Genomic DNA, 18,684 nt, shown 5'->3' on the forward strand with positions numbered 1-18,684 from the left:
AAGGGCCATGCTTTATTTCGGCTTCCCGGCGGAACAACTTAAGCACGAGCTATTTTCCGAAGAGGGTACTGTGATCCAGTTCGGTGTTCCACCGTGCCAAATTGACTTGCTGAATCAAATCAGTGGAGTTGAGTACGCCAACGCCGCCGCGCATACGATTTTTGCGAAGTATGGGGATGTGCGGATTCGGGTGATCGGCCGTGAGGATTTGCTGCTGAATAAATCTTCGACTGATCGCCTTAAGGATAAGGTGGATGTGGATGAGATTAAGCGGTCTGAGTCGACTTAGCCTTTACCCTTTTTCCTTCAACCTGCCCGATCACGATGCCGGCGATGATGAACGCCATGCCGATCAGGCTGGGCAGGGTTGGCGATTCATCCGGAAGGAGCAACCAGCTCAAGGCCGCGCCGCTGAGCGGGATTAGGAATTTCCAGAGGTTTAGCTTGGAAACCTTGATTTTGCTGAGCAAGTGGAACCAGATGGCGAAGGCCGTGGCGGAGATGATGGAAAGCCAGGCCAATGCGCCGAAGAACGATGCGGGTTGGTTCATTTGCGGGGGGCCTTCGAAGGGCAGCGCAATGAGCAGCAGCACGATCCCTCCCAGTAGCATCTGCGCACTGTTGAGGGCAATCGGGTGCAGGCCGCCCTTGCGCTTGGCCACCACAATGTTGCCGATGGCCGAGACCACCGCGCCGCTGAGCAGGAGCATCAAGCCGAAGAATTCCTTCAGCCCGACCGGACTCCAGGGCTTGGTTGCCAGGCTGATCAGTGCCACGCCCACCATGCCAAACACGATGCTGACCAAGGTGCGCCGTTGCATTTTGTCGTCGTGCATGAGCAGGTGCGCCATCAATGCAGAGGCCAATGGACCCACCCCGATCATGATAGCTCCTTCCGCGCCGCGCACCCAGTTGAGGCCGATGAAGAAGGTGCCGTAGAGGAAGATCGTGTGAAAAAGGCTCACCAGCAAGACCGTGGTGAATTCCTTGCGGAGCATGCGGATGGGAGCGGCGAGGCTCCCGCACAACGGGATCTGGATCAGGCCCGCCAGCACGAAGCGTAGGCCGGCCAGATTGAGCGGTTCCTGGAAGTCGAGTGCATGCTTTGAGGTGACGAACGACGTCGACCAAAGCAGGCACGCAAAAATTGCCAACAGATTGAGCCGGAGGAGTCCGGGTTTGCTCATCGAATTCCGTTAGGATTCGATCGCAAGCGAATCGAGATGTTCGCGAATCCGGCGTTCATGATCCTTGTCGCCGCGGTTGAGCTGCTGGAAAACCGTTTCGACCACCGTTTCGGCATCCTTTTCCATGAACTTCATGTAGTGGCATTCGCCGGACTCGTTCTCCAGTGCAATGGCCACTTTGCAGGCCTCCTGGCGAGTCGGTTTGACGGCCTTGTATTTTTCAATCGTTTCCAAGGTCTTGGCATTGGATTTCTTCAACTCGTCGATGGAGTCGGCCACGATGTCGTAGGGGAACTTTCCGCGCTTTAGGAAGGATTCCTTGGCCGCGCGTATCAGCGAGGCATGGCTCTTTTCCTCCAAGTGAAGCTTCCACCAAAAATCGGCGTCGTCCGGCAAGGCTTCCGAGAAAAGCTTGTAGAGCCCTGCGGCGTTGAGTTCGAGCGCGATGCTCTTTTCAATTAGTTCATCTAGACGGTTTTTTTCCATAACTGGATACAAGCGTTGCAAACAGGAGGGCCGCCTGTCGAGCAGTCTTTTAGGTTTTGAAAAGACTACTAATCCGCGCTCATTTGTCGGTGTTTGTGGAGCTTGCGCTTTGTTGCAGGATGATTAGTATTTGTGGACATGGGAATGCAAATAGATGGCTGAAAATTTGGAAGAGTTGGTGTCCGCCGAGCTGCCGACGGAACCTTGCCCGGACATGGGCCGGGTGCTGGTGGCCGGGGCAACCGGCTATATCGGCGGGCGCCTGGTTCCCGAACTGATCGGCCGGGGCTACAAGGTGCGTGTGATGGTGCGCGCCGAGTCGCCGGAGCATGAAGACCGCTGGCCGGATGCCGAGGTCGCCGTGGCGGATGCCCTTATCGAGGACGAGGTCTCCGAGGCGTTGGAAGGCGTGGACACCGCCTACTACCTAATCCATTCCATGTTGATTGGCCTTCACAAGTTCGAGGATGCCGATATCCGGGCCGCCCGGAATTTCCGGATGGCGGCCGAGCGGCAGGGCGTGAATCGCATCATCTACCTCGGCGGACTAGGCGACACGCAAACCACGCTCTCGCCCCACCTCGCCAGTCGGTCGCAAGTGGCCGAGGAGTTCAGCAAGGGCCAGGTGCCGACCACCATCCTGCGTGCCGCCATCATCATTGGTTCCGGAAGCGCCTCCTATGAAATGATCAACCACCTGGTTCGCAGGATCCCCGTTTTTCTGGTGCCGGCCTGGGCCAAGACCCGGTGCCAACCCATCGGCCTGCGCGATGTAATCAAATATTTGGTCGGCGTGCTCGAGTTGACGGAAACAGCAGGGCATTCATACGACATCGGGGGCTCCGATATCCTGACCTATGAGGAAATGCTGAAGATGCATGCCGGCATCCTTGGGAAAAAACGGGCGTTCGTCCCGTCCCCAATTTCTAGCATCGGTTTCTATTCCTACATAACCAGTTTGCTCACCCCGGTGCCGGCGGCCATCACCTGGTGCCTGATGGAAAGCGTGACCCACGATGTGGTCTGTGGGGAAAATGATATCGTCGATCTCATCCCGTTTCGTCGCATTTCCTGCAAAGAGGCGCTCGTGCTGGCGCTTTCGCGCGAGGAGCAGGATTCCGTTTCAACGCGGTGGTCGGATAGCTATCCGCCGGACTACGAGCTGGCCATCAAGTTAAGCGAAATCGAGGGGGTGCCGACCTACACCAGCTCCTATTCACTCGTCACGAGCAAAACCGCCGAGGCACTCTTTAAATCCATTACCCACATTGGCGGGCGCAATGGCTGGTTCCACAGCACATTCCTGTGGCGCATCCGCGGAGCGATCGACCGGTTGCTCCGGGGCGTGGGCACCACGCGCGGCCGGCGCAGCGCCTCGGGACTGCGCGTGAACGACGTGGTTGATTTTTGGCGCGTCGAAGAGATCCATTACCATAGGCAATTGCTTCTGCGAGCCGAAATGAAGGTGCCCGGCTATGCATGGCTGGAGTTTCGTGTTGATCCCGTGTCGGGGGAAAAGAACCGGCTCTCCGTGAATGCCTACTACAAGACCAAGGGACTTTGGGGGCGCACCTATTGGTATATTTTCCTGCCGTTCCACCACTTCATTTTTGAAGACCTCATCAAGCAGATCGAACGGCGCGGTTGATGGAAGGCCTCTCCGAACCATTTCGCGAAAGGGTGGTGCGGCTATGCGGTGGCAATTTCGAGTAAAACCCCGGCGAACGGATGGGCTGGCGTTTTCAGGCTGTAAAGGGAGTCTTCCTGGAAAACCACATCGCGTCTGGTGAGTTTCCGTAAATGGCGATGGAGAGCCGGATGCGGGATGTCCGTCTCGATGAGCAGTCCTCGCAGCGACCGGACGCCGTGCCTAAGAACACGAACAATCTCAATACGCCGCCGGTTGGTGAAAGCCGTTGCGCAATGGATGATTTGCCCGTTGCTCATGCCGGCGGAAAAGGCGGCCTCAAGCGCCTCCAGGATTTCCGGTGCGTTATCCACATGGGGGTTGGCTTGCGCGGAATAAAAAACATATTTGCCCGCTTGCCGGGAGGTGATGAGTCCGCGTGCATTGATGGCGCGTAAATTGGTGCTGGCAACTCCCTTGGAAACATGGATCGCTTCGGCGAGGCCGGACACGGTGCACTCGGGGTGGGAGATCAGGGCTCGTAGCAAGGTCAATCGCGTTGGCTGGGCAATCACCCGGCAGGTTCTCCATAAGGTAGGGCGAAGGGGTTCCATGCGCAAAGGCTATCATAGTTCGCGAACTGTGATAGTAAAAAGAAAAGAAGTTCAAGGAGTATTCAGGGTGCTTCATGGTTTGCGGACTATGGTTCAGGTCGGGCTCAGCCATGTCAGTTGGCTTTTGCCAACTATTCCACCACGCGGATGCGGCTGAATGGCCAATAGATCGTGTTTACGCGCCCAATGATGCAACTGCGTGGAATCGCCCCAAAATAGCGGCCATCCAGGCTCTGGTTTTTTCCGGTGTTGTCGCCGAATACCAGATAGTCGTGTTTGCCCAGCTCAATGTAATCGTCTGGCGTGGCAAGCTGGCCGGCGTTTTCATAGTCGAGCGTTCGGAACGGGATGGGCTTGCGAATCGTCCTGCCATCAACCACCAGGTGGGGCGGATTGATTCGAATGGTTTCCCCCGGGAGGCCAACAATGCGTTTCACATAAACCGAACCCGGTCGCACCTGTTTGTGGGATATGCCGTCCGTACTGAACACAACAATGTCGCCTCGGCGCGGATCGCGGAACAGATAGGACAGCCGGTCAACCAGGATCAGGTCGCCGGCTTGCACCGTGCCCGACCAGATGACGTCGCCTTCCTTCAGCTCTTGTGTCGGCCAAAAGCTTCCCATGCAGTAGGCCGGCAACTTGTGCGGGACATCACCAACGGAAAACTTAATGTCGTTCCGGCTCATTCGCAATTGGCTCACGCTGCCCGAGGCCGAGGCCCGGAACTCCACCTGTTTTTTGCCGTGCCAAAACCACTCCATGGACGAACCCTGGGTCTTTTCCCTTGAGGTGGTGGTTCCGCGAAGTGTTGGTTCCATTGCACCGGCCGGGACGCGGAAGGGGCTGGAGGGGAGAAAACCGCGAAGAAGTGCCGTGCCGACGGTCAAGGACAGGAAAACGGCAACGAAGCCGATCCTTCCTCGAAGCCGGAGCCGCCGAACCGGGCGGTAGGATGCGCACAACATGGTGATGAAAAGTAACGGAAGCAGAATGAAGTTGATGGCATACATGGCATGCACGGACGCTTCCCGAGGAACGATCGCGACTCCGTAACCCGCGAAGGGAACTAGCGACAGGACAACGAACCATAAGAATCCACCCCCCTTTCTTCCCGAAAGGAACTGCGCGGAACCCGGCACAAAGAGGGAAAGGACGACGCCCACCCAGCGAGGGTATTTACTATTCCCATCCATTTCGCCTAAACCATCCCGTTTATCCTTTATATCCACTGTAGAGGATCAAGCTTGTAGTACTGCTGCAACTCCTCGTAAAGCTCCGGATGTTTCTCCTTCATCTGCCGGGGCTTCTCGAAAAACGTCTCGGTGGCCACGGCGAAGAACTCAGCCGGATTGGTGGCTCCATACTGATCCATCGTGCTCTTGCGACCGTGGTTGGTCGTATCGACCAGATGCTTGTATTCATCGCCGAACACGTGTGCCCAGGTCGAATAGGCCGACCGATCCCCGAGAATCGGCGCCCCGTCGGCCGCGCCACTTTCCTGGTCGAGCTGGTGCGCAAACTCGTGGAACGTCACATTGTGTCCGTCGGCAAAGTTGCGCGCACCGCCGACCACGCTGTTCCACGAAAGCACCACCACGCCGCTGTTCCACGATTCCCCTAGGCGTGCTTGCTCCCCGTCGGTGTAGGTGTGGGGATAGAGTAGGATCGTCTTTAGGCGAGGGTAGACCTTGTCTTCCCGGCCCAGCAGCAACATGCAGGCCTGCGCCGCCACCGTCACCTTCATCTCCTCGGTCACCTCCAGCCCGCCGCAACCCTCGAAGTGTTTCTCCGCAAGGAAAACTTTCATATATCCCGCGATCCGCTTTTTCTCCGCTATCGAAAGCTTGTCCACCATCGGGAGCGTCTTATGCAAAATCTTCAGCCACGAATCGGGGGCGGGAATAGAACGCAGCTTGGCCCGCCTACGCTGCTTCAACGTTTTCATCACTGCCACCGCAGCAACAATCCCAACCAGCAAACAGAAGATAATTAATATGGGTAACATGGATAAATCCTATGTTTTTAAACGCCCAACATCAACCTCGGCAACCGCATATAATAGAACCGCGAATGCACGCGAGTGGACGAAAATGAGAACCATATGAGGATGCCGATTTTTTACGGGACGATTGATGACAAGACGATTTTCGGTGCGGGCAAGTAAAATCATCCTGTCATCCAATGATCCTGTCATTCCATTATCCTGTCTTGTGAATTTTGCGCGCAATTGCTGCTCAATTGTGTGGCCATCCAACACCTGCGATGCCTTGCTGGGCGCACGCCGTGCGCCTGGGCGGACGGCGTCCGCCCCTCCACGAAAGAACCGTGCGGCGGCTCGGATGGAACCTCGCCCTCCAATATGTGGAGCGGGCTTTCTTGCCTGCTCATGGCCGGGCTGGGCAGGATTCTGGCAAATTGATTTGGAGCAAAATGATTCTCGGTGCGGACGGAGAGATTTTACAGGACGATTTATAACAGGACTATTTCCGGTGCGGGCGCAGTGGTTCAAAAAATCCACCCGCACCGAAATAGTCTTGTCGTTCAATTGTCCTGTAGCAAAACCGCCCGCACCGGTTTTTAAAGCGGCGTGGCCTTTCAGTTCCCGCCGCACCAGAATTTATTCCCGCCCCGTTCTTGCGTTTCCCTGCGCGATGCTTGACCGCCGTAGCCTTGGCGAAGGAGGTTTGTGGTGTTGGTCTGGGATTTTAAGCATGCACGGCGTCCCCTATCTACAGGATATGAATCCTTTCCGCATGTGGTAGATTCATGCGTCAATTTTAAACGGGAGTTACGATGAGACTTGGATGGATGGCCACGATGTTGGCGATGATGTTTGCGGTGCAGGGGTTTTCTGAGGAGATCGATTATGCCTCGTTTCTGGGGCGGCACGACATGGTGTGGGATCGGGTGCCGAATCGCTGGGAGGTTTCGCCGTATACCGGCAACGGGAATGTCGGGTTCCTCTTCTACCAGGACAAGGGCGAAGCGAAGAATGTGATCTCGATCCATGCGGGCCGGCACGACTATTATGACCACCGCGAGCCGCATGAGGGCAACGAACTGTTGTGGATCTATCGCAGCCGCTTGCCGCTGGGGCACTTTAAGCTGGAGTCGGCGGGTGAGATTCAGGAAGCCGACCTGCGGTTGGATCTATGGAACGCGGAGTTGAGGGGGACGGTTAGAACCTCGAAGGGGTCCTATGCCGTGCGGGGCTTCACGCACAGCCTGCATGATGTGATCTATTTCGAGACCGATGCGGAGAACGAATCGGTGAAGGTTTCGTGGCATCCGGAGGTTCCGAAGGCGCCTGTGCGCACCACGCTGGAGGGTGGCGGCGGGCCGAAGGGGGGCAGCTGGGACCGAATGCGCAAGGCGCCGTATGCGTTGCCGCCGGAGCCGACCCTGAGTGAAGAAGACGGCATGCGGTTTTGTTTCCAGCCCCTGCATGAAAACCGGGGCGAGACCACGACGGGCTGGGAGGTTGCGGGCAAGGCGAACGGGAAGCAGTTGCTGTTTGCGAGCATTCACCACAGTTTTCCCGGGCATGACAGCTTGGATGTCGTGAAGAAGAATCTGCGCAACGCCCGGGCGCTGCTGGAGGACGGCAGCTTCTTCGCCTCGCACCGCCAATGGTGGAACGCCTATTACCCGCTGAGCTTCCTGACGATCAACGATCCGGAAAAGGAGGCCTTCTACTGGATCCAGATGTATAAGTTTGCGTCGGCCACCCGCGGCAACGGGCCGGTGATGGATCTGATGGGGCCGTGGTATCACAAGACCTTCTGGCCGATGGTTTGGGGCGATCTGAATGTGGAGCTGCAGTATTGGACGCATCTGACGGCGAACCGGCTGGATGTGGGCTCCTCCCTGTGCAACTGGTTCGACAAGCATGAGGAGCAGCTTTTCAAGAATGTGCCGGATCATTGGGAAAACAGCGCCGGGCTGGCCACCTTGTTCCCGCAGGATCTGGTGGCGCACCAGGGCGGGAGCGTGCCGGACATGCTGTGCTGGATCATGCACAACTATTGGCTGCATTGCGAGTTTGCCGGCGACCGCGGTCGCATGCGCGACGGGCTGTTCCCCAAGCTGCGCGGCGTCGTGAACAGCTACCGCAACTATCTGAAAGACCATCCGGTGAAGTCCGATGACGGGACGATCCATATCAAGAACAGCTGGTCGCCGGAATATCCGGGCGGCCGCGGGCAGGACATCAACTTCACGATCGGCCTGATGCGCTGGAGCCTCCAAACCTTGCTCGACCTCAACGACGAGCATCGGCTGAACGATCCGCTGGCCTCCGAATGGAAGGAGATGCTCGACAACCTGGTTGAATTCCAGATCGATGAGGATGGGCTGCGCATCGGGAAGGATATTCCGTTCGAGAAGCCGCACCGGCACTATTCGCACCTCTTGCCGTTTTATCCGCTGGCCGTCCTGACGCCGGACACGGAGGAGGGGGCGAAGCTGATGCGGACGACGCTGGATCATTGGCTGGACGTGACGTTTAACCGGGAAAAGAAGGATACGGCCATGTCGGTTACCGGCTATACGGCCACGGGGGCGGCCTCCATGTATGCCTGGCTGGGCGATTCGGACCAAGCCTACCACTATCTGGATTTCCTGATTAAGCACGACCGGGTTTCCCCGACCACGATGTATGCCGAGGGCAATCCGGTGATCGAAAGCCCGCTCTCGTTCGCCACCTGCATCCACGATATGCTGCTGCAGAGCTGGGGCGGGAAGATCCGCGTGTTCCCGGCCGCGCCGCAGCGGTGGGGCGATGTTGCCTTCAAGGATTTCCGGACCCAGGGCGCGTTCCTGGTCAGCGCCAAAAAGAACGCCGGCGCGACGCAGTTTGTTGCCGTTGAAAGCCTGGCGGGTTCGCCATGCCTTGTTCAAACCGACATTCCGAAGCCGAAGATATACATCGATGGCCAGCCGGCGAAGAAGCAGCAGGTGCGGGTGCTTGGCGACGGCCTGTTTCAGATCGCGCTCCAGCAGGGGGAGCGAGTTATATTCACTCCGGTTTCGCTGGAAAAAACGGATCTGAACATCCAACCTATTGCGGTCGATGCTTCGGGCCATAATCTATTTGGGCTGAGCGAAAAAACGGGCCGGCTTCCGGGCCATCAACATTATTATAAGAAATAGGAGTTCCAATTATGACCTTCGCTTCAAAAGTTGCCTTGGCAGGCGCCGCGCTACTGCTCTCTTCGTTTGCCGCCACGGCCGGCCAACCCAATGTTGTTTTTGTGCTGTGCGACGATCTGGGCTATGGCGATGTGCAGTGCCTGAACCCGGAACGCGGGAAAATCCTTACACCGGGTATCGACCGGTTCGCAGCGGAAGGCATGGTGTTCACCGATGCGCATTCCGGTTCTTCGGTGTGCTCCCCAACGCGCTACGGGCTGATGACGGGGCGCTACAGCTGGCGCACCCACCTCCAAAGCGGGGTGGTCCAGGGGTTTGATCCGTGCCTGATTGCCGAGGATCGGCCAACGGTGGCGAGCTTCCTGAAGGCACAGGGATACCACACGGCGATCGTTGGCAAATGGCATCTTGATTTCCTGTATACCGACGCGGAAACGGGGGACGAGATCAAACGCGCAAAGAAAAAATCGCTGGCTCCGGTCGGAAGCAAAATTCCGGATGGCCCGGTGAGCCGTGGCTTTGATTTTTACCACGGGTTCCACCATGCGGGCGACATGAAGGGGGTGATCGAAAACGACACCGTGATCGAGCACGACGACGAGATCAACATGCTGCCGCGTTTGGAGCGGGTAGCGGTGGCCTATCTCGATGAACGCGCCAAAACCAAAGACCAACCCTTCTTTCTCTATGTCCCGTTCGGCTCGCCGCACACCCCGATTCTTCCGACTGCGGAATGGCAGGGCAAAAGCGGGATCAATGCCTATGCCGATTTCGTGATGCAGACCGATGCGGCCTTCGGTTCCATTCTGGATGCGCTGGAACGAAACGGCTTGAGCGAAAACACGCTTGTGATTTTCAGCAGCGACAATGGCTGCTCCAAGGCGGCCAACTTCAACGCGCTGGAAAAGGCCGGGCACTATGCCAGTGCGCACCTGCGCGGATCCAAGGCGGATATCTGGGATGGCGGCCACCGCGTTCCGTTCATTGTGCGCTGGCCGGGCAAGGTGGCCCCGGGCTCGACGAGCGACCAGCTGATCTGCCTGACCGATTTTTTTGCGACGCTGGGCGCCCTGACCGAAACCCCGCTGCCCGAAGGTGGTGCGGAGGACAGTGTTAGTTTCCTCCCCGCCTTGTCCGGGAAGCCGGTCGTGTCCTCCCGCGCCGGGGTGATCCACCATTCGATCAGCGGACATTTCGCCTATCGCCAGGGGAAATGGAAACTGTGCCTGGCCAAGGCGTCCGGTGGCTGGACGGCCCCGAACGAAAAAAATGCCCCGGCCGATGCACCAAAGATGCAGCTCTACGATTTGGAAAAGGATCCCGGCGAGACGACGAATCTATACGCAAGCCATCCGGAAGTGGTGGAGCGGTTGCTGAAGCAGTTGGAAGCGGACGTGCAGCAGGGGCGAAGCACGAAGGGCGTTCCCTCGAAGAATGATGTGGAAACGATCAAGCTATGGAAGACGAAATGATTTGGAGGCGGAACGTGACGGCTCATTTGAAGGAAACGGTTTTGGCGGCTGGCCTCTTGGCCCTGGTGGGTTCCGCGTTTGCGGAACGGGCGAAGCCCAACGTGATCTTCATCAAGACCGACGACCAGCGGTTCGATTCGCTGGGCATGACAGGCCATCCCGTCACGAAGACGCCGCATATCGACCAGCTCGCGAAGGAGGGGGTCTTTTTCGAAAATGCCTTCATCACCAGCCCGATCTGCGGGCCGAGCCGGGCGAATTTCATGACGGGGCAGTGGGAGCGCAAGAACCGGCTGGGATTTTATTATACATCCAAAAATGCCATGGCGTATGAGGTGTTTGATAACAGCTGGCTCATGCGCCTGAAAGCCGCCGGCTACTTCACCGGCTACATCGGCAAGAACCATGTGACGGTGGGCGAGAATAAAGAAAAAAACCGCTACATGATGGAGAACATCGATTTCTGCTACATGCGCTCCGGCCATCTGGGCTTCGACCTGCATAGCAAGAAGGAGTTCCAGAACCTCAAGAACTCCAGCCAGGTGGAAGGCCTCTATGAGGCCACCGAGGTTTTCATGCGTTCCGGCAAGGGGAAGGACTATTTTTTCGAGAATGCGGATGCTTCGATGAAGGACTTTCTCCACCTGCGCGACCCCGCCCGCCCGTTCTGCCTTTCGATCAACTTCAACCTGCCGCACGAAGCCAGCATCGGGGGGATGGGGAAGAAGGAGACGGATCCCGACATGTATCGGGAGCTCTACAACGAGGTGCGGGATCAACAGCCGCTGCCGATCAACTATCCCAATCCCGTCTCGCTTCCGAAGGAGGTCTTCAGGCAGGACGAGTTGATGGGCTACTACCAGAACCTGAATGAGAAGAACCTCGTCGAGAAGAAAACCCGCATGTCGCGCGCGGTGACGGCCATCGACAGCTTCGTCGGGAAACTCCGCGCCGACCTGGAGGCCTTGGGCGTGGCCGATAACACGATCCTGGTTTTGGCCTCGGACCACGGGTTGCTGCTGGGCGAACACGGGCTCGGCGGCAAAACCTTCCTATATGAGGAGTCGATCCGTATCCCGCTGGTTTTTTATTCCCCGCATTTTCCCGGAACCCTTCGCGGGAAAACCGTCAGCGAGCTGGTGGTGGGGCAGGATGTTCCGGCCACCATCCTGGAGCTGTGCCGTCTGCCGGTGCCCGACACCTACCAGGGGCGGAGCATGGTGCCGCTGATGGCCGGCCAGAAAACCGAGTGGCGCAAGGAGGTATTCTGCGAAAACCTCTTCACCGACCAGGGCTATCCGCGCATGGAAGCCGTGCGCGGAACCGAATGGAAATATATCCGTTATTTCTCGAAGGAGAACGACCGGAAACAATATTTGCCCGATGCGTCGATCAACGGCGAAGAGCCGATCCATGAGGAGCTCTTCAATCTGAAGGACGATCCGCACGAGCTGCGGAACCTCGCGGCGAATCCCGAATATGCCAACGTGCTCAACGCCCATCGCAAGCGCTGCCAGGAGTTGGTCGTGGAGCTGGCCCAATAGGCGCGCCGGTGCCGTATACCGCATTAAACTGATTCGTTTTATTTCACAGAACCATTGATGTCAGGACGATTTGGCAGTTGAAGGTCATGGTTTAAACGATAGTCCAGTTATCAATCGTCCTGTAAATCCCCTTGGTTGTGAGTAGACCGCACCGGACTCTCTGAAGTGAGAGTCTCTTCTGGTTAGTTGCTTGTCAGTCGTCTTTCGGGAAGAGGCCGAGGCGGTGGGCGCGGTTGACGGCGGCGGGGGCGTTGGGGACTTCGAGCTTTTCATAGATGTGCCGGATGTGGGTGGCCACGGTGAACGTGCTGATGCCGAGCTGGTCGGCGATCTCCTTTTTCTGAAGCCCGTCGCCGAGCAGCTTGAGTGTTTCGAGTTCACGCTCAGAGAGCAGATCGCCCTTTTGGTTCTGCGAAAGTTTGGTCTTCAGCTTGTTTAGGATGAAACACGCCACGGCCGGGGAGAGCGAAGAGCCTCCTTCCACCACGGTTTTGATGCCGTCCTTGATCTGTTGCACGGTGGCCGATTTGAGCAGGTAGCCCTTGGCGCCGAGCGATATGGCTTTCAGGACGTCGGCTTCGTTGTCCGACTGGGTCAGCACGATGATGCTGGAGTCGGGAACGGCCTTCGCAAAGTGGGGCAGCGCTTCGAGGCCAGACATGCCCGGAAGGTTAAGATCGAGCAAGATCAGGTCGGGCACGTTGCGGGTCGACATGTCCTGGAGGCTGCGCAACGCGCGTTCGGCGGTGCCGGATTGGTTAACCAGTTCCAGCCCATCGTCCCGTTTGAGTGCGATTTCGATCACGCGGCGGTATTCGGGATTATCCTCGACCAGCATGATTTTTATTTTGCGGTTCATAATCCTTCTTCCTTCAGGAGTGGTGATTTTTTAACACGAAGACTCGAAGGACACGAAGGCTCTCAAAGCTCTTCTTGGAGGTTCTTCGTGTACTTGGTGCCTTTGTGGTTGATTTTCAATTCCTGAACCTGAATTTTATCGGTTTTAGTTTTAGGGCAATGCAGGTGCCGCCCGATTCCGATGTTGATGTGGTTACATGGCCACCCAACAGGCGGGCGCGGCGTTTCAATGACGAGGGGATATCCCCCTCAAGGCCAAGCCCGTTGTCGGTGATGGTTAAATGGATTGCCTCCCGGTTCGCGTTCAGTTCAATGGCAACTTTTGTGGCGCCGGAATGGCGGCTGATGTTGACGAGGCTTTCCTTGTAGAACAGGAAAAGGTCGGCCTTGGTGCGCGGCTTAAGCTTTTCCAGCATCGCTTCGCCTTCGATGGAAATCGTGTATTCAACATCGGCCATGATGCGGCGGGCGGTGCGCCGCATGTCGTCGGGCAGTTTGCCGAAGATGTCGGCCTGCTGCATGTCGGCGCAATGGCGCGCGGCGGCGCCGCTGCGTTCGGTGAGCGCGCGGATTTCATCGACGGTTTCAATGAGCTCGTCGGGCGAATGCACGGCATCCTTGGCCAGGTCGCCGAGGAGGCCGATGGCGTGGAGGTTGGCGCCGAGTTCGTCGTGCAGGTCGGCGGCGAAGCGCTCGCGGATACGGGCGATCTGGTGGAGCCGGAGCATGCGGTCGATGAGGATGGTGAAGGCGACGGCGGCGACGAGCAGGGCGGCCAACCAGCTCATCCGATGCAAGGTGGCTTTTTGCCGCGCATACCGGAGATTCAACTGCTCAACCACGAGCGGGCGCTCGGTTTCAAGGGCATGCCGCCGGGCCAGTTCGTTCAGCCAGTCTCGGACGGGCAGGATGTTGCCATAGAAGTTGCGGCCATCCGTTAGCGCGGAAAGCGCCCGGCCTCTGGGTGGCAGGTCGTTCTTGACGGTTTTGCCCAGCGCCACGTTCCGGCCCTTGGAAAAAAGCTCGATTTCGGCAAAGCCGATGCGGGAGGTGTTGGATGCAGGATCCAGGGTGTTGGGGGTTGCATCGAAAATCCGGATATGGCGGCAGGGGGTTTCGGGGATGCGCCACATCATGATCGGCCCCGTGTCGTTGACGCTTTCCTGCCGGGTTTCGAGCAGAGGGATTGCGTCCGAAAAGTCGGGCTGGTTGGCGCCCTCGATGCGCAGGTTTTTGGGAATGCCCAGGTCGCCGGCAAAGGCCTGGGGAACGGTGTCGCTCTGCTCCAGTGCGTGCAGGTGGATGCGGGAGAGGGGAACGGATTCCCCCAGATCGAGCGCCAGTACCGGCTGTTTGCCGGACGGGCTGGCATAGGCGACGCTTTGGAGGCCTTGGGCGGCATCCATCAGATAGGGCGTATGTCCATCGACAAGATAGCGGACATTCCATGCGCTGTCGGCTCGTTCCGGGTGGTTGGAGGAAACCTTGACCGGTTGGCGCAGTGCCATGTTTTCCCCGCCGCTGAAGAGCAGGACTTCCGAGAGCTGGAACACATGTTTTCCGTCAAAAGCGCGTTGGGAGAGGCGGGTCGCTTCGATCCGGATCCATGATGCCAGGATGCCCTTGGCAGGAATGACCAAGGGAGCCTCGCGAGGCAGGATGCCGTCGGCGGAGCGGTATTCCCCAAGCACGGTTCCGGAGAGATGGTCGGCGGTTCCGGCTAGAATGCGAAATTCATCGGGAAAGCCGTCCGCCTGGAATCCTTCCTGTGTATCGCGCCGTATGGTAGGCACTAGCACGATTTCGTCGAGCGGGGTTTCCTGGTCCAGTTGGATTTCAATCCACTCGGTCTGGTTGGCGGTTTCGTGCGGGATGGAGCGGAAGCCAATGGAGCCGATGCCGCTGCGCAGGCTGTAGTGGGCCAGCTGCCCGAGCTCGGCATCGATCTCCACGAGCCGCTGTTCGAGCTGGCTCAGGGAGCGTGTTGCAAGCGGGGTGGCCCTGCCCGGAAGGATTCCGGCCAGCAGGGCTGCGATGCAAATGGTGAATATTCTGCACATGTTTACATTGTATCACGGTTTAACAGGCCGCCTAAAGGCGGAACTACAAACCTCTTCTTCCAATCTCAGGAAATAATGCAATGCGGGGGCTGCGGTGGGCATCCCGCATACGTGCGATAGACAAATTTGCAAGGGGGGGTATATTGGATAGTGAATCGGGGAAGGCGATGGCCGGCCCCACGGGAGAAATCAACGGAAACGGAGGAATATGATGAAGAGGAACATCACAAAACTATTCGCGGTTTGCATGCTGGCGGCGGTCGGCGCGCAGGGAACGGCCATTAATTGGGTCGGTGGCGGTATCGACACGGAATGGGATAATGTTGATAACTGGGCGACTGACTATGTTCCCGGCAATAATACGAATGGCGTAGCCGATCGAGGCGATTTTTTCTCTAGTGCCGACATCGGGACGGTTAGTTCGGCGGTTACTTCATCCAACAAAGTGGATATCATGATGCGGAATAATGGAAAGCTAACCATTAGCGCCGATATGGACTCCCTCCGCAACATCGATATTGGAATAAACGGTGGAACGTCCGGTTTCGGAACGTTTATTAAGCAGGATGCCGGCACGGTGAGTGCCAGTCAAGTGACACTCGGTACGGTGGCGGCAAATGGCGGGTTGTATGCAATTTCAGGAACCGGAGCGCTGGTGCTGCTTAACGATTTAACGGTCGGACAGTCCGGAAAATTTTCCATTGCCGGCAGCGATGCGTCGGTCACCGTGGGCAATGGCTCGGATGAAGACCTCACGATGTTGACCACGGCCACCCTGGAATTCATCCTGGATACCGACGGGGTCGGAACCATTGATGTTAAAGACGCATTGATCGTCGATCCGAGCAACTCCGTCTTAATCGTCGATGTTTCCGCCTATACGGGCGACGAAACACAGATTGACCTGGTGACGTTCGGCACCAACGATACGCAGTTTGCCACGAGCAACATCACGGTTTCCGGAGAGGGCAGGTTCCAGAGCTGGTCGGTCGGTTACGATGCCGACAGCATGTACATCGACCTCGTTCCATATGGCGCAGGTGAAACCGTGCTGCTCGGCCAGGATGATTTTGACGGAACAACGGCCTATTTGACCAAGGTAAATTCTTCTTCGGAAAACAGTGCCAACCTGGTTTGGAGCTCCGTAAACCGCGATACCGTTGCCGCTGCAGTTGTCATTGACACAAGTGTGGAAGCCGGCGGGGTTATAGCCACGAACGCAATGGATGTGTACGGTTTTCTGGGAACGAATAAAACGGACAAGGTTTTCGCGATGCTTCGCGCCGGACTGAGCGGGACGCGAACCCTGACCTATACCTTCAATGTTGCCGGATACAACAACTTAAATCTGGCGACAGATTGGGCGATGTCAGGTAGTGGAAGTACCCCCAATATTAAAATGGCGTATTCCTTCGACGGAGGTGCGGCCGTGACCAACCTGGCAGTGGGCTCATCAGGGGTGGACTGGATCCAGATCATGGATGATGGCCGCTCGGTAACCAATGCCAACAGCGGTACGATCACGGTGAATGGAGTCGGCGCAGGCACGCTTTCCGAGGTGTTCAAGACCTATACGCCCACCATCTCCGGCACAGGATCGGTGTTGACCGTAACCGTAAGCATGGCTTCGCAGGTTAATTTCCAGACTTATGGCCTGGATAACCTGAAGCTCTACGGCGATGTGGCTCCCAAGCCGGGCGACACCCTGGCCATCGGAAGAGATAACTTTGACGATGCGGGAATCTATGCCAGCCGTTCGATTGTCGCAGGAATAAACTCGGCTCCCGGAGTGACCTGGGCGATTGTCAGCCGTGATAATATCGAGTATCCGGGAATGATTGATACGTCCGTGGAAGCAGGCGGAGTCGTGGATACGAACGCAACCGATACGCTTGGGTTCCTTGGTACCAACAAGACGGACAATATTTTTGGGATGTATCGTGCCGGAACATCAGCAAGGTCGTTGACCTACACCTTCGATATCACGGATTATGAAGATCTCAACCTGCTGGTGGATTGGGCGACATCGGGCGCCTATAACGGCAGCAAAGATGTCTCCATGTCCTACTCCATCGATGGGGGAGCCACGAATACGATTCTCGACCTCGGGTTTTCCGGCTCCGGCTGGGATGAAACCATGGATAACGGCACCGTTTTATCGCGAGCCAGCGGTTTCGGTGTTTCTGTGAATGGCGTGGTCACCAACAGCCTGACGGATGAATTCCAGACCTATAACCCGGCCATCGCCGGAACGGGCTCCAACCTCACGCTGATTATCGTTATGGAGTCGAGTGTCGGCGGTTTTGGCGGCATGGGCATGGATAACCTTGAGTTGATCGGAACGCTCTCCGGGCCTCCTGCACCTGTGGTGGGATATGACACCTGGGCGGCCGGCTATGGCCTGGAGGGCGACGATGCGTTGCCTGGAGCCGACGTTGAACCGGACGGACTCGACAACCTGATGGAATATGCCCTTGGCGGAGACCCGAACGTCGATGATGCGGCAGCAGTCGCTCCAGCCGCCTACATCATGGATGACGGTGGAACGGACTGGTTCTACCACGTCTACGACCAGCGGGTGGATGATGCCGCCTTGACCTTCTCCCTGGGGGCAACGGACAACCTGGTCGGCACCCCGGCGGACACCAACGACGTTTCGTTTGTCGGCCAGTCGGATGAAGTTGATGGCTTCCGGACGCAGACCAACCGCACCGAGATGACCACCGATGCGAAGTTTATTTCGCTGAAGGTCGAGAAATAGCCGCGGGATAGAGCCGAGGCCAACCATGCCTGCGCCTTTGCGCAGGCATGGCTCTGTTTTTGAAAAGGAGAAATGAAATGACGAAAATGAGATATGCAATGCTCGTTGCTTTGCTGGCAATAGGATCTGTCCATGCAGATGTGATTGGTTCGGACAATTTTGATGATGCGGGAACCTATGTGAACCGGACAATTACTGGAGGTAATAACTCTGCAAACATCACTTTTAACATTGTCAGCCGTGCAAACGTAAACAATGCGGCGATGATTGATACCTCCGTGGCGGCCGGGGGGAACATTGCTTACAATGCGTCAGATACGCTGGGCTTTTTGGGAACGAACAAAACGGACAACGTTTTCGGGATGTACCGCGCTGGTGCGGCCAAAACGCTGGTCTACACGTTCAATATCTCGAACTACACCAACTTGAATGTGGCGATGGATTGGGCCATTTCAGGTGATATTGCCGATAAAAACACCTCAATGAGTTACTCCATCGATGGGGCCGCTGCCACCACGGTTTTCGATATCGGCACCTCGGGCGCTAACTGGAACGAGACCATGGATAATGGAACCGTCCTTGACCGAAACCGCAGGGGAACAGTATTGGTGAACGGTGTATCTGCAACGAGCCTGACCGATGAGTTTCAAACCTACAATCCCGTACTCGATGGATCCGGATCGGTGCTGACCCTGACCTTCATTATGAATGACACGGTCGGCGGTTATGGCGGCATAGGACTGGATAATTTGGTTCTGAACGGCACGGTCATCCCGGAACCGGCCACGCTCGGTTTGATCGCAGCCTTTGGCGGCGGAATCTTGTTTATCCGGCGCTTATTGCAGATCTAACGCGCGGGCCCCGTTGGGGTTCTTAAAAGTTTATAGCCATGCCGTTGTGGCATGGTTATTTTTTTTAAAT

At 57.1% G+C, this 18,684-nt stretch carries 15 protein-coding genes; 7 read left to right on the forward strand and 8 right to left on the reverse strand.

All coding sequences use genetic code 11. The features are described from left to right. Nucleotides 1–7: 7 nt before the first annotated feature. On the forward strand, nt 8–289 hold the full coding sequence (locus tag E9954_RS03760; protein WP_136077899.1) for a hypothetical protein: 282 nt from the start codon (nt 8–10) through the stop codon (nt 287–289). Here the strand turns inward: E9954_RS03760 and E9954_RS03765 are convergent. Further along, entirely contained in the window at nt 267–1,187 is a 921-nt protein-coding gene (locus E9954_RS03765; RefSeq protein WP_136077900.1) for a DMT family transporter, read from the reverse strand. The two genes, E9954_RS03760 and E9954_RS03765, sit on opposite strands and share 23 nt — an antisense overlap. A 9-nt stretch (nt 1,188–1,196) precedes the next feature. Beyond that, nucleotides 1,197–1,673 carry a ferritin family protein gene (locus E9954_RS03770; RefSeq protein ID WP_136077901.1) on the reverse strand — a complete coding sequence of 159 codons (477 nt, stop codon included), beginning with the start codon at nt 1,671–1,673 and terminating at the stop codon, nt 1,197–1,199. Between the two features lie 154 nt (nt 1,674–1,827). On the opposite strand from E9954_RS03770, the gene E9954_RS03775 reads away from it, so the two are divergent. Continuing rightward, entirely contained in the window at nt 1,828–3,321 is a 1,494-nt protein-coding gene (locus E9954_RS03775) for an SDR family oxidoreductase (protein WP_136077902.1), read from the forward strand. A 41-nt stretch (nt 3,322–3,362) separates the two neighbouring features. Here the strand turns inward: E9954_RS03775 and E9954_RS03780 are convergent, their stop codons facing one another. The 4 genes from E9954_RS03780 to E9954_RS03795 form a co-directional block, all read right to left on the reverse strand. Next, on the reverse strand, nt 3,363–3,854 hold the full coding sequence (locus E9954_RS03780) for an ArsR family transcriptional regulator (protein ID WP_168441939.1): 492 nt from the start codon (nt 3,852–3,854) through the stop codon (nt 3,363–3,365). A gap of 191 nt (nt 3,855–4,045) precedes the next feature. After that, nucleotides 4,046–4,927, reverse strand: a complete 882-nt coding sequence (lepB, locus tag E9954_RS03785) for a signal peptidase I (RefSeq protein ID WP_246046716.1) — start codon at nt 4,925–4,927, stop codon at nt 4,046–4,048. Nucleotides 4,928–5,136: 209 nt separating this feature from the next. Beyond that, complete coding sequence (locus E9954_RS03790) at nt 5,137–5,922, reverse strand: M90 family metallopeptidase (RefSeq protein WP_136077905.1); 786 nt, start codon at nt 5,920–5,922, stop codon at nt 5,137–5,139. A 9-nt stretch (nt 5,923–5,931) separates the two neighbouring features. After that, nucleotides 5,932–6,528 carry a hypothetical protein gene (locus E9954_RS03795; RefSeq protein WP_136077906.1) on the reverse strand — a complete coding sequence of 199 codons (597 nt, stop codon included), beginning with the start codon at nt 6,526–6,528 and terminating at the stop codon, nt 5,932–5,934. Nucleotides 6,529–6,710: 182 nt separating this feature from the next. Between E9954_RS03795 and E9954_RS03800 the strand changes: the two genes are divergently transcribed. Genes E9954_RS03800 through E9954_RS03810 form a run of 3 tightly spaced genes read left to right on the forward strand, consistent with a single transcriptional unit; the run spans nt 6,711 to nt 12,084 of the window. After that, nucleotides 6,711–9,068, forward strand: coding sequence for a glycosyl hydrolase family 95 catalytic domain-containing protein (locus E9954_RS03800; RefSeq protein WP_187357945.1), 2,358 nt, complete (start codon nt 6,711–6,713; stop codon nt 9,066–9,068). Between the two features lie 11 nt (nt 9,069–9,079). Further along, a complete protein-coding gene (locus E9954_RS03805; RefSeq protein WP_136077907.1) occupies nt 9,080–10,540 on the forward strand; it encodes a sulfatase family protein in 1,461 nt (486 codons plus the stop codon). Next, entirely contained in the window at nt 10,537–12,084 is a 1,548-nt protein-coding gene (locus E9954_RS03810) for a sulfatase-like hydrolase/transferase (RefSeq protein ID WP_222847037.1), read from the forward strand. Before E9954_RS03805 ends, E9954_RS03810 begins: the two co-directional genes overlap by 4 nt. A 193-nt stretch (nt 12,085–12,277) precedes the next feature. Here E9954_RS03810 and E9954_RS03815 read toward each other — a convergent pair whose 3' ends face one another. Both E9954_RS03815 and E9954_RS03820 read right to left on the reverse strand, forming a co-directional pair. Beyond that, complete coding sequence (locus E9954_RS03815; RefSeq protein ID WP_136077909.1) at nt 12,278–12,943, reverse strand: response regulator; 666 nt, start codon at nt 12,941–12,943, stop codon at nt 12,278–12,280. Between the two features lie 115 nt (nt 12,944–13,058). After that, nucleotides 13,059–15,002 carry a sensor histidine kinase gene (locus E9954_RS03820; RefSeq protein ID WP_136077910.1) on the reverse strand — a complete coding sequence of 648 codons (1,944 nt, stop codon included), beginning with the start codon at nt 15,000–15,002 and terminating at the stop codon, nt 13,059–13,061. Nucleotides 15,003–15,210: 208 nt separating this feature from the next. Here E9954_RS03820 and E9954_RS03825 point away from each other — a divergent pair, with 208 nt between their 5' ends. After that, the gene (locus E9954_RS03825; protein ID WP_136077911.1) at nt 15,211–17,763 is read left to right on the forward strand and encodes a hypothetical protein; all 2,553 of its coding nucleotides are present in this window, start codon (nt 15,211–15,213) and stop codon (nt 17,761–17,763) included. A gap of 98 nt (nt 17,764–17,861) precedes the next feature. Then, nucleotides 17,862–18,614 carry a Rossmann-fold NAD(P)-binding domain-containing protein gene (locus E9954_RS03830; protein ID WP_136077912.1) on the forward strand — a complete coding sequence of 251 codons (753 nt, stop codon included), beginning with the start codon at nt 17,862–17,864 and terminating at the stop codon, nt 18,612–18,614. Nucleotides 18,615–18,684 lie beyond the last annotated feature (70 nt).

The sequence above is a fragment of the Pontiella desulfatans genome, from assembly GCF_900890425.1.
In the GTDB taxonomy this organism is placed as follows: domain Bacteria; phylum Verrucomicrobiota; class Kiritimatiellia; order Kiritimatiellales; family Pontiellaceae; genus Pontiella; species Pontiella desulfatans.

Excerpts from the sequence above, each read along its gene's own strand:
- E9954_RS03810 (WP_222847037.1), top strand. The coding sequence starts at position 10,537 with ATGATTTGGAGGCGGAACGTGACGGCTCATTTGAAGGAAACGGTTTTG.
- E9954_RS03765 (WP_136077900.1), bottom strand. The coding sequence starts at position 1,187 with ATGAGCAAACCCGGACTCCTCCGGCTCAATCTGTTGGCAATTTTTGCG.
- E9954_RS03800 (WP_187357945.1), top strand. The coding sequence starts at position 6,711 with ATGAGACTTGGATGGATGGCCACGATGTTGGCGATGATGTTTGCGGTG.
- E9954_RS03825 (WP_136077911.1), top strand. The coding sequence starts at position 15,211 with ATGATGAAGAGGAACATCACAAAACTATTCGCGGTTTGCATGCTGGCG.
- E9954_RS03775 (WP_136077902.1), top strand. The coding sequence starts at position 1,828 with ATGGCTGAAAATTTGGAAGAGTTGGTGTCCGCCGAGCTGCCGACGGAA.
- E9954_RS03815 (WP_136077909.1), bottom strand. The coding sequence starts at position 12,943 with ATGAACCGCAAAATAAAAATCATGCTGGTCGAGGATAATCCCGAATAC.
- E9954_RS03770 (WP_136077901.1), bottom strand. The coding sequence starts at position 1,673 with ATGGAAAAAAACCGTCTAGATGAACTAATTGAAAAGAGCATCGCGCTC.
- E9954_RS03760 (WP_136077899.1), top strand. The coding sequence starts at position 8 with ATGCTTTATTTCGGCTTCCCGGCGGAACAACTTAAGCACGAGCTATTT.
- lepB (WP_246046716.1), bottom strand. The coding sequence starts at position 4,927 with ATGTATGCCATCAACTTCATTCTGCTTCCGTTACTTTTCATCACCATG.
- E9954_RS03790 (WP_136077905.1), bottom strand. The coding sequence starts at position 5,922 with ATGTTACCCATATTAATTATCTTCTGTTTGCTGGTTGGGATTGTTGCT.
- E9954_RS03830 (WP_136077912.1), top strand. The coding sequence starts at position 17,862 with ATGCTCGTTGCTTTGCTGGCAATAGGATCTGTCCATGCAGATGTGATT.
- E9954_RS03805 (WP_136077907.1), top strand. The coding sequence starts at position 9,080 with ATGACCTTCGCTTCAAAAGTTGCCTTGGCAGGCGCCGCGCTACTGCTC.
- E9954_RS03820 (WP_136077910.1), bottom strand. The coding sequence starts at position 15,002 with ATGTGCAGAATATTCACCATTTGCATCGCAGCCCTGCTGGCCGGAATC.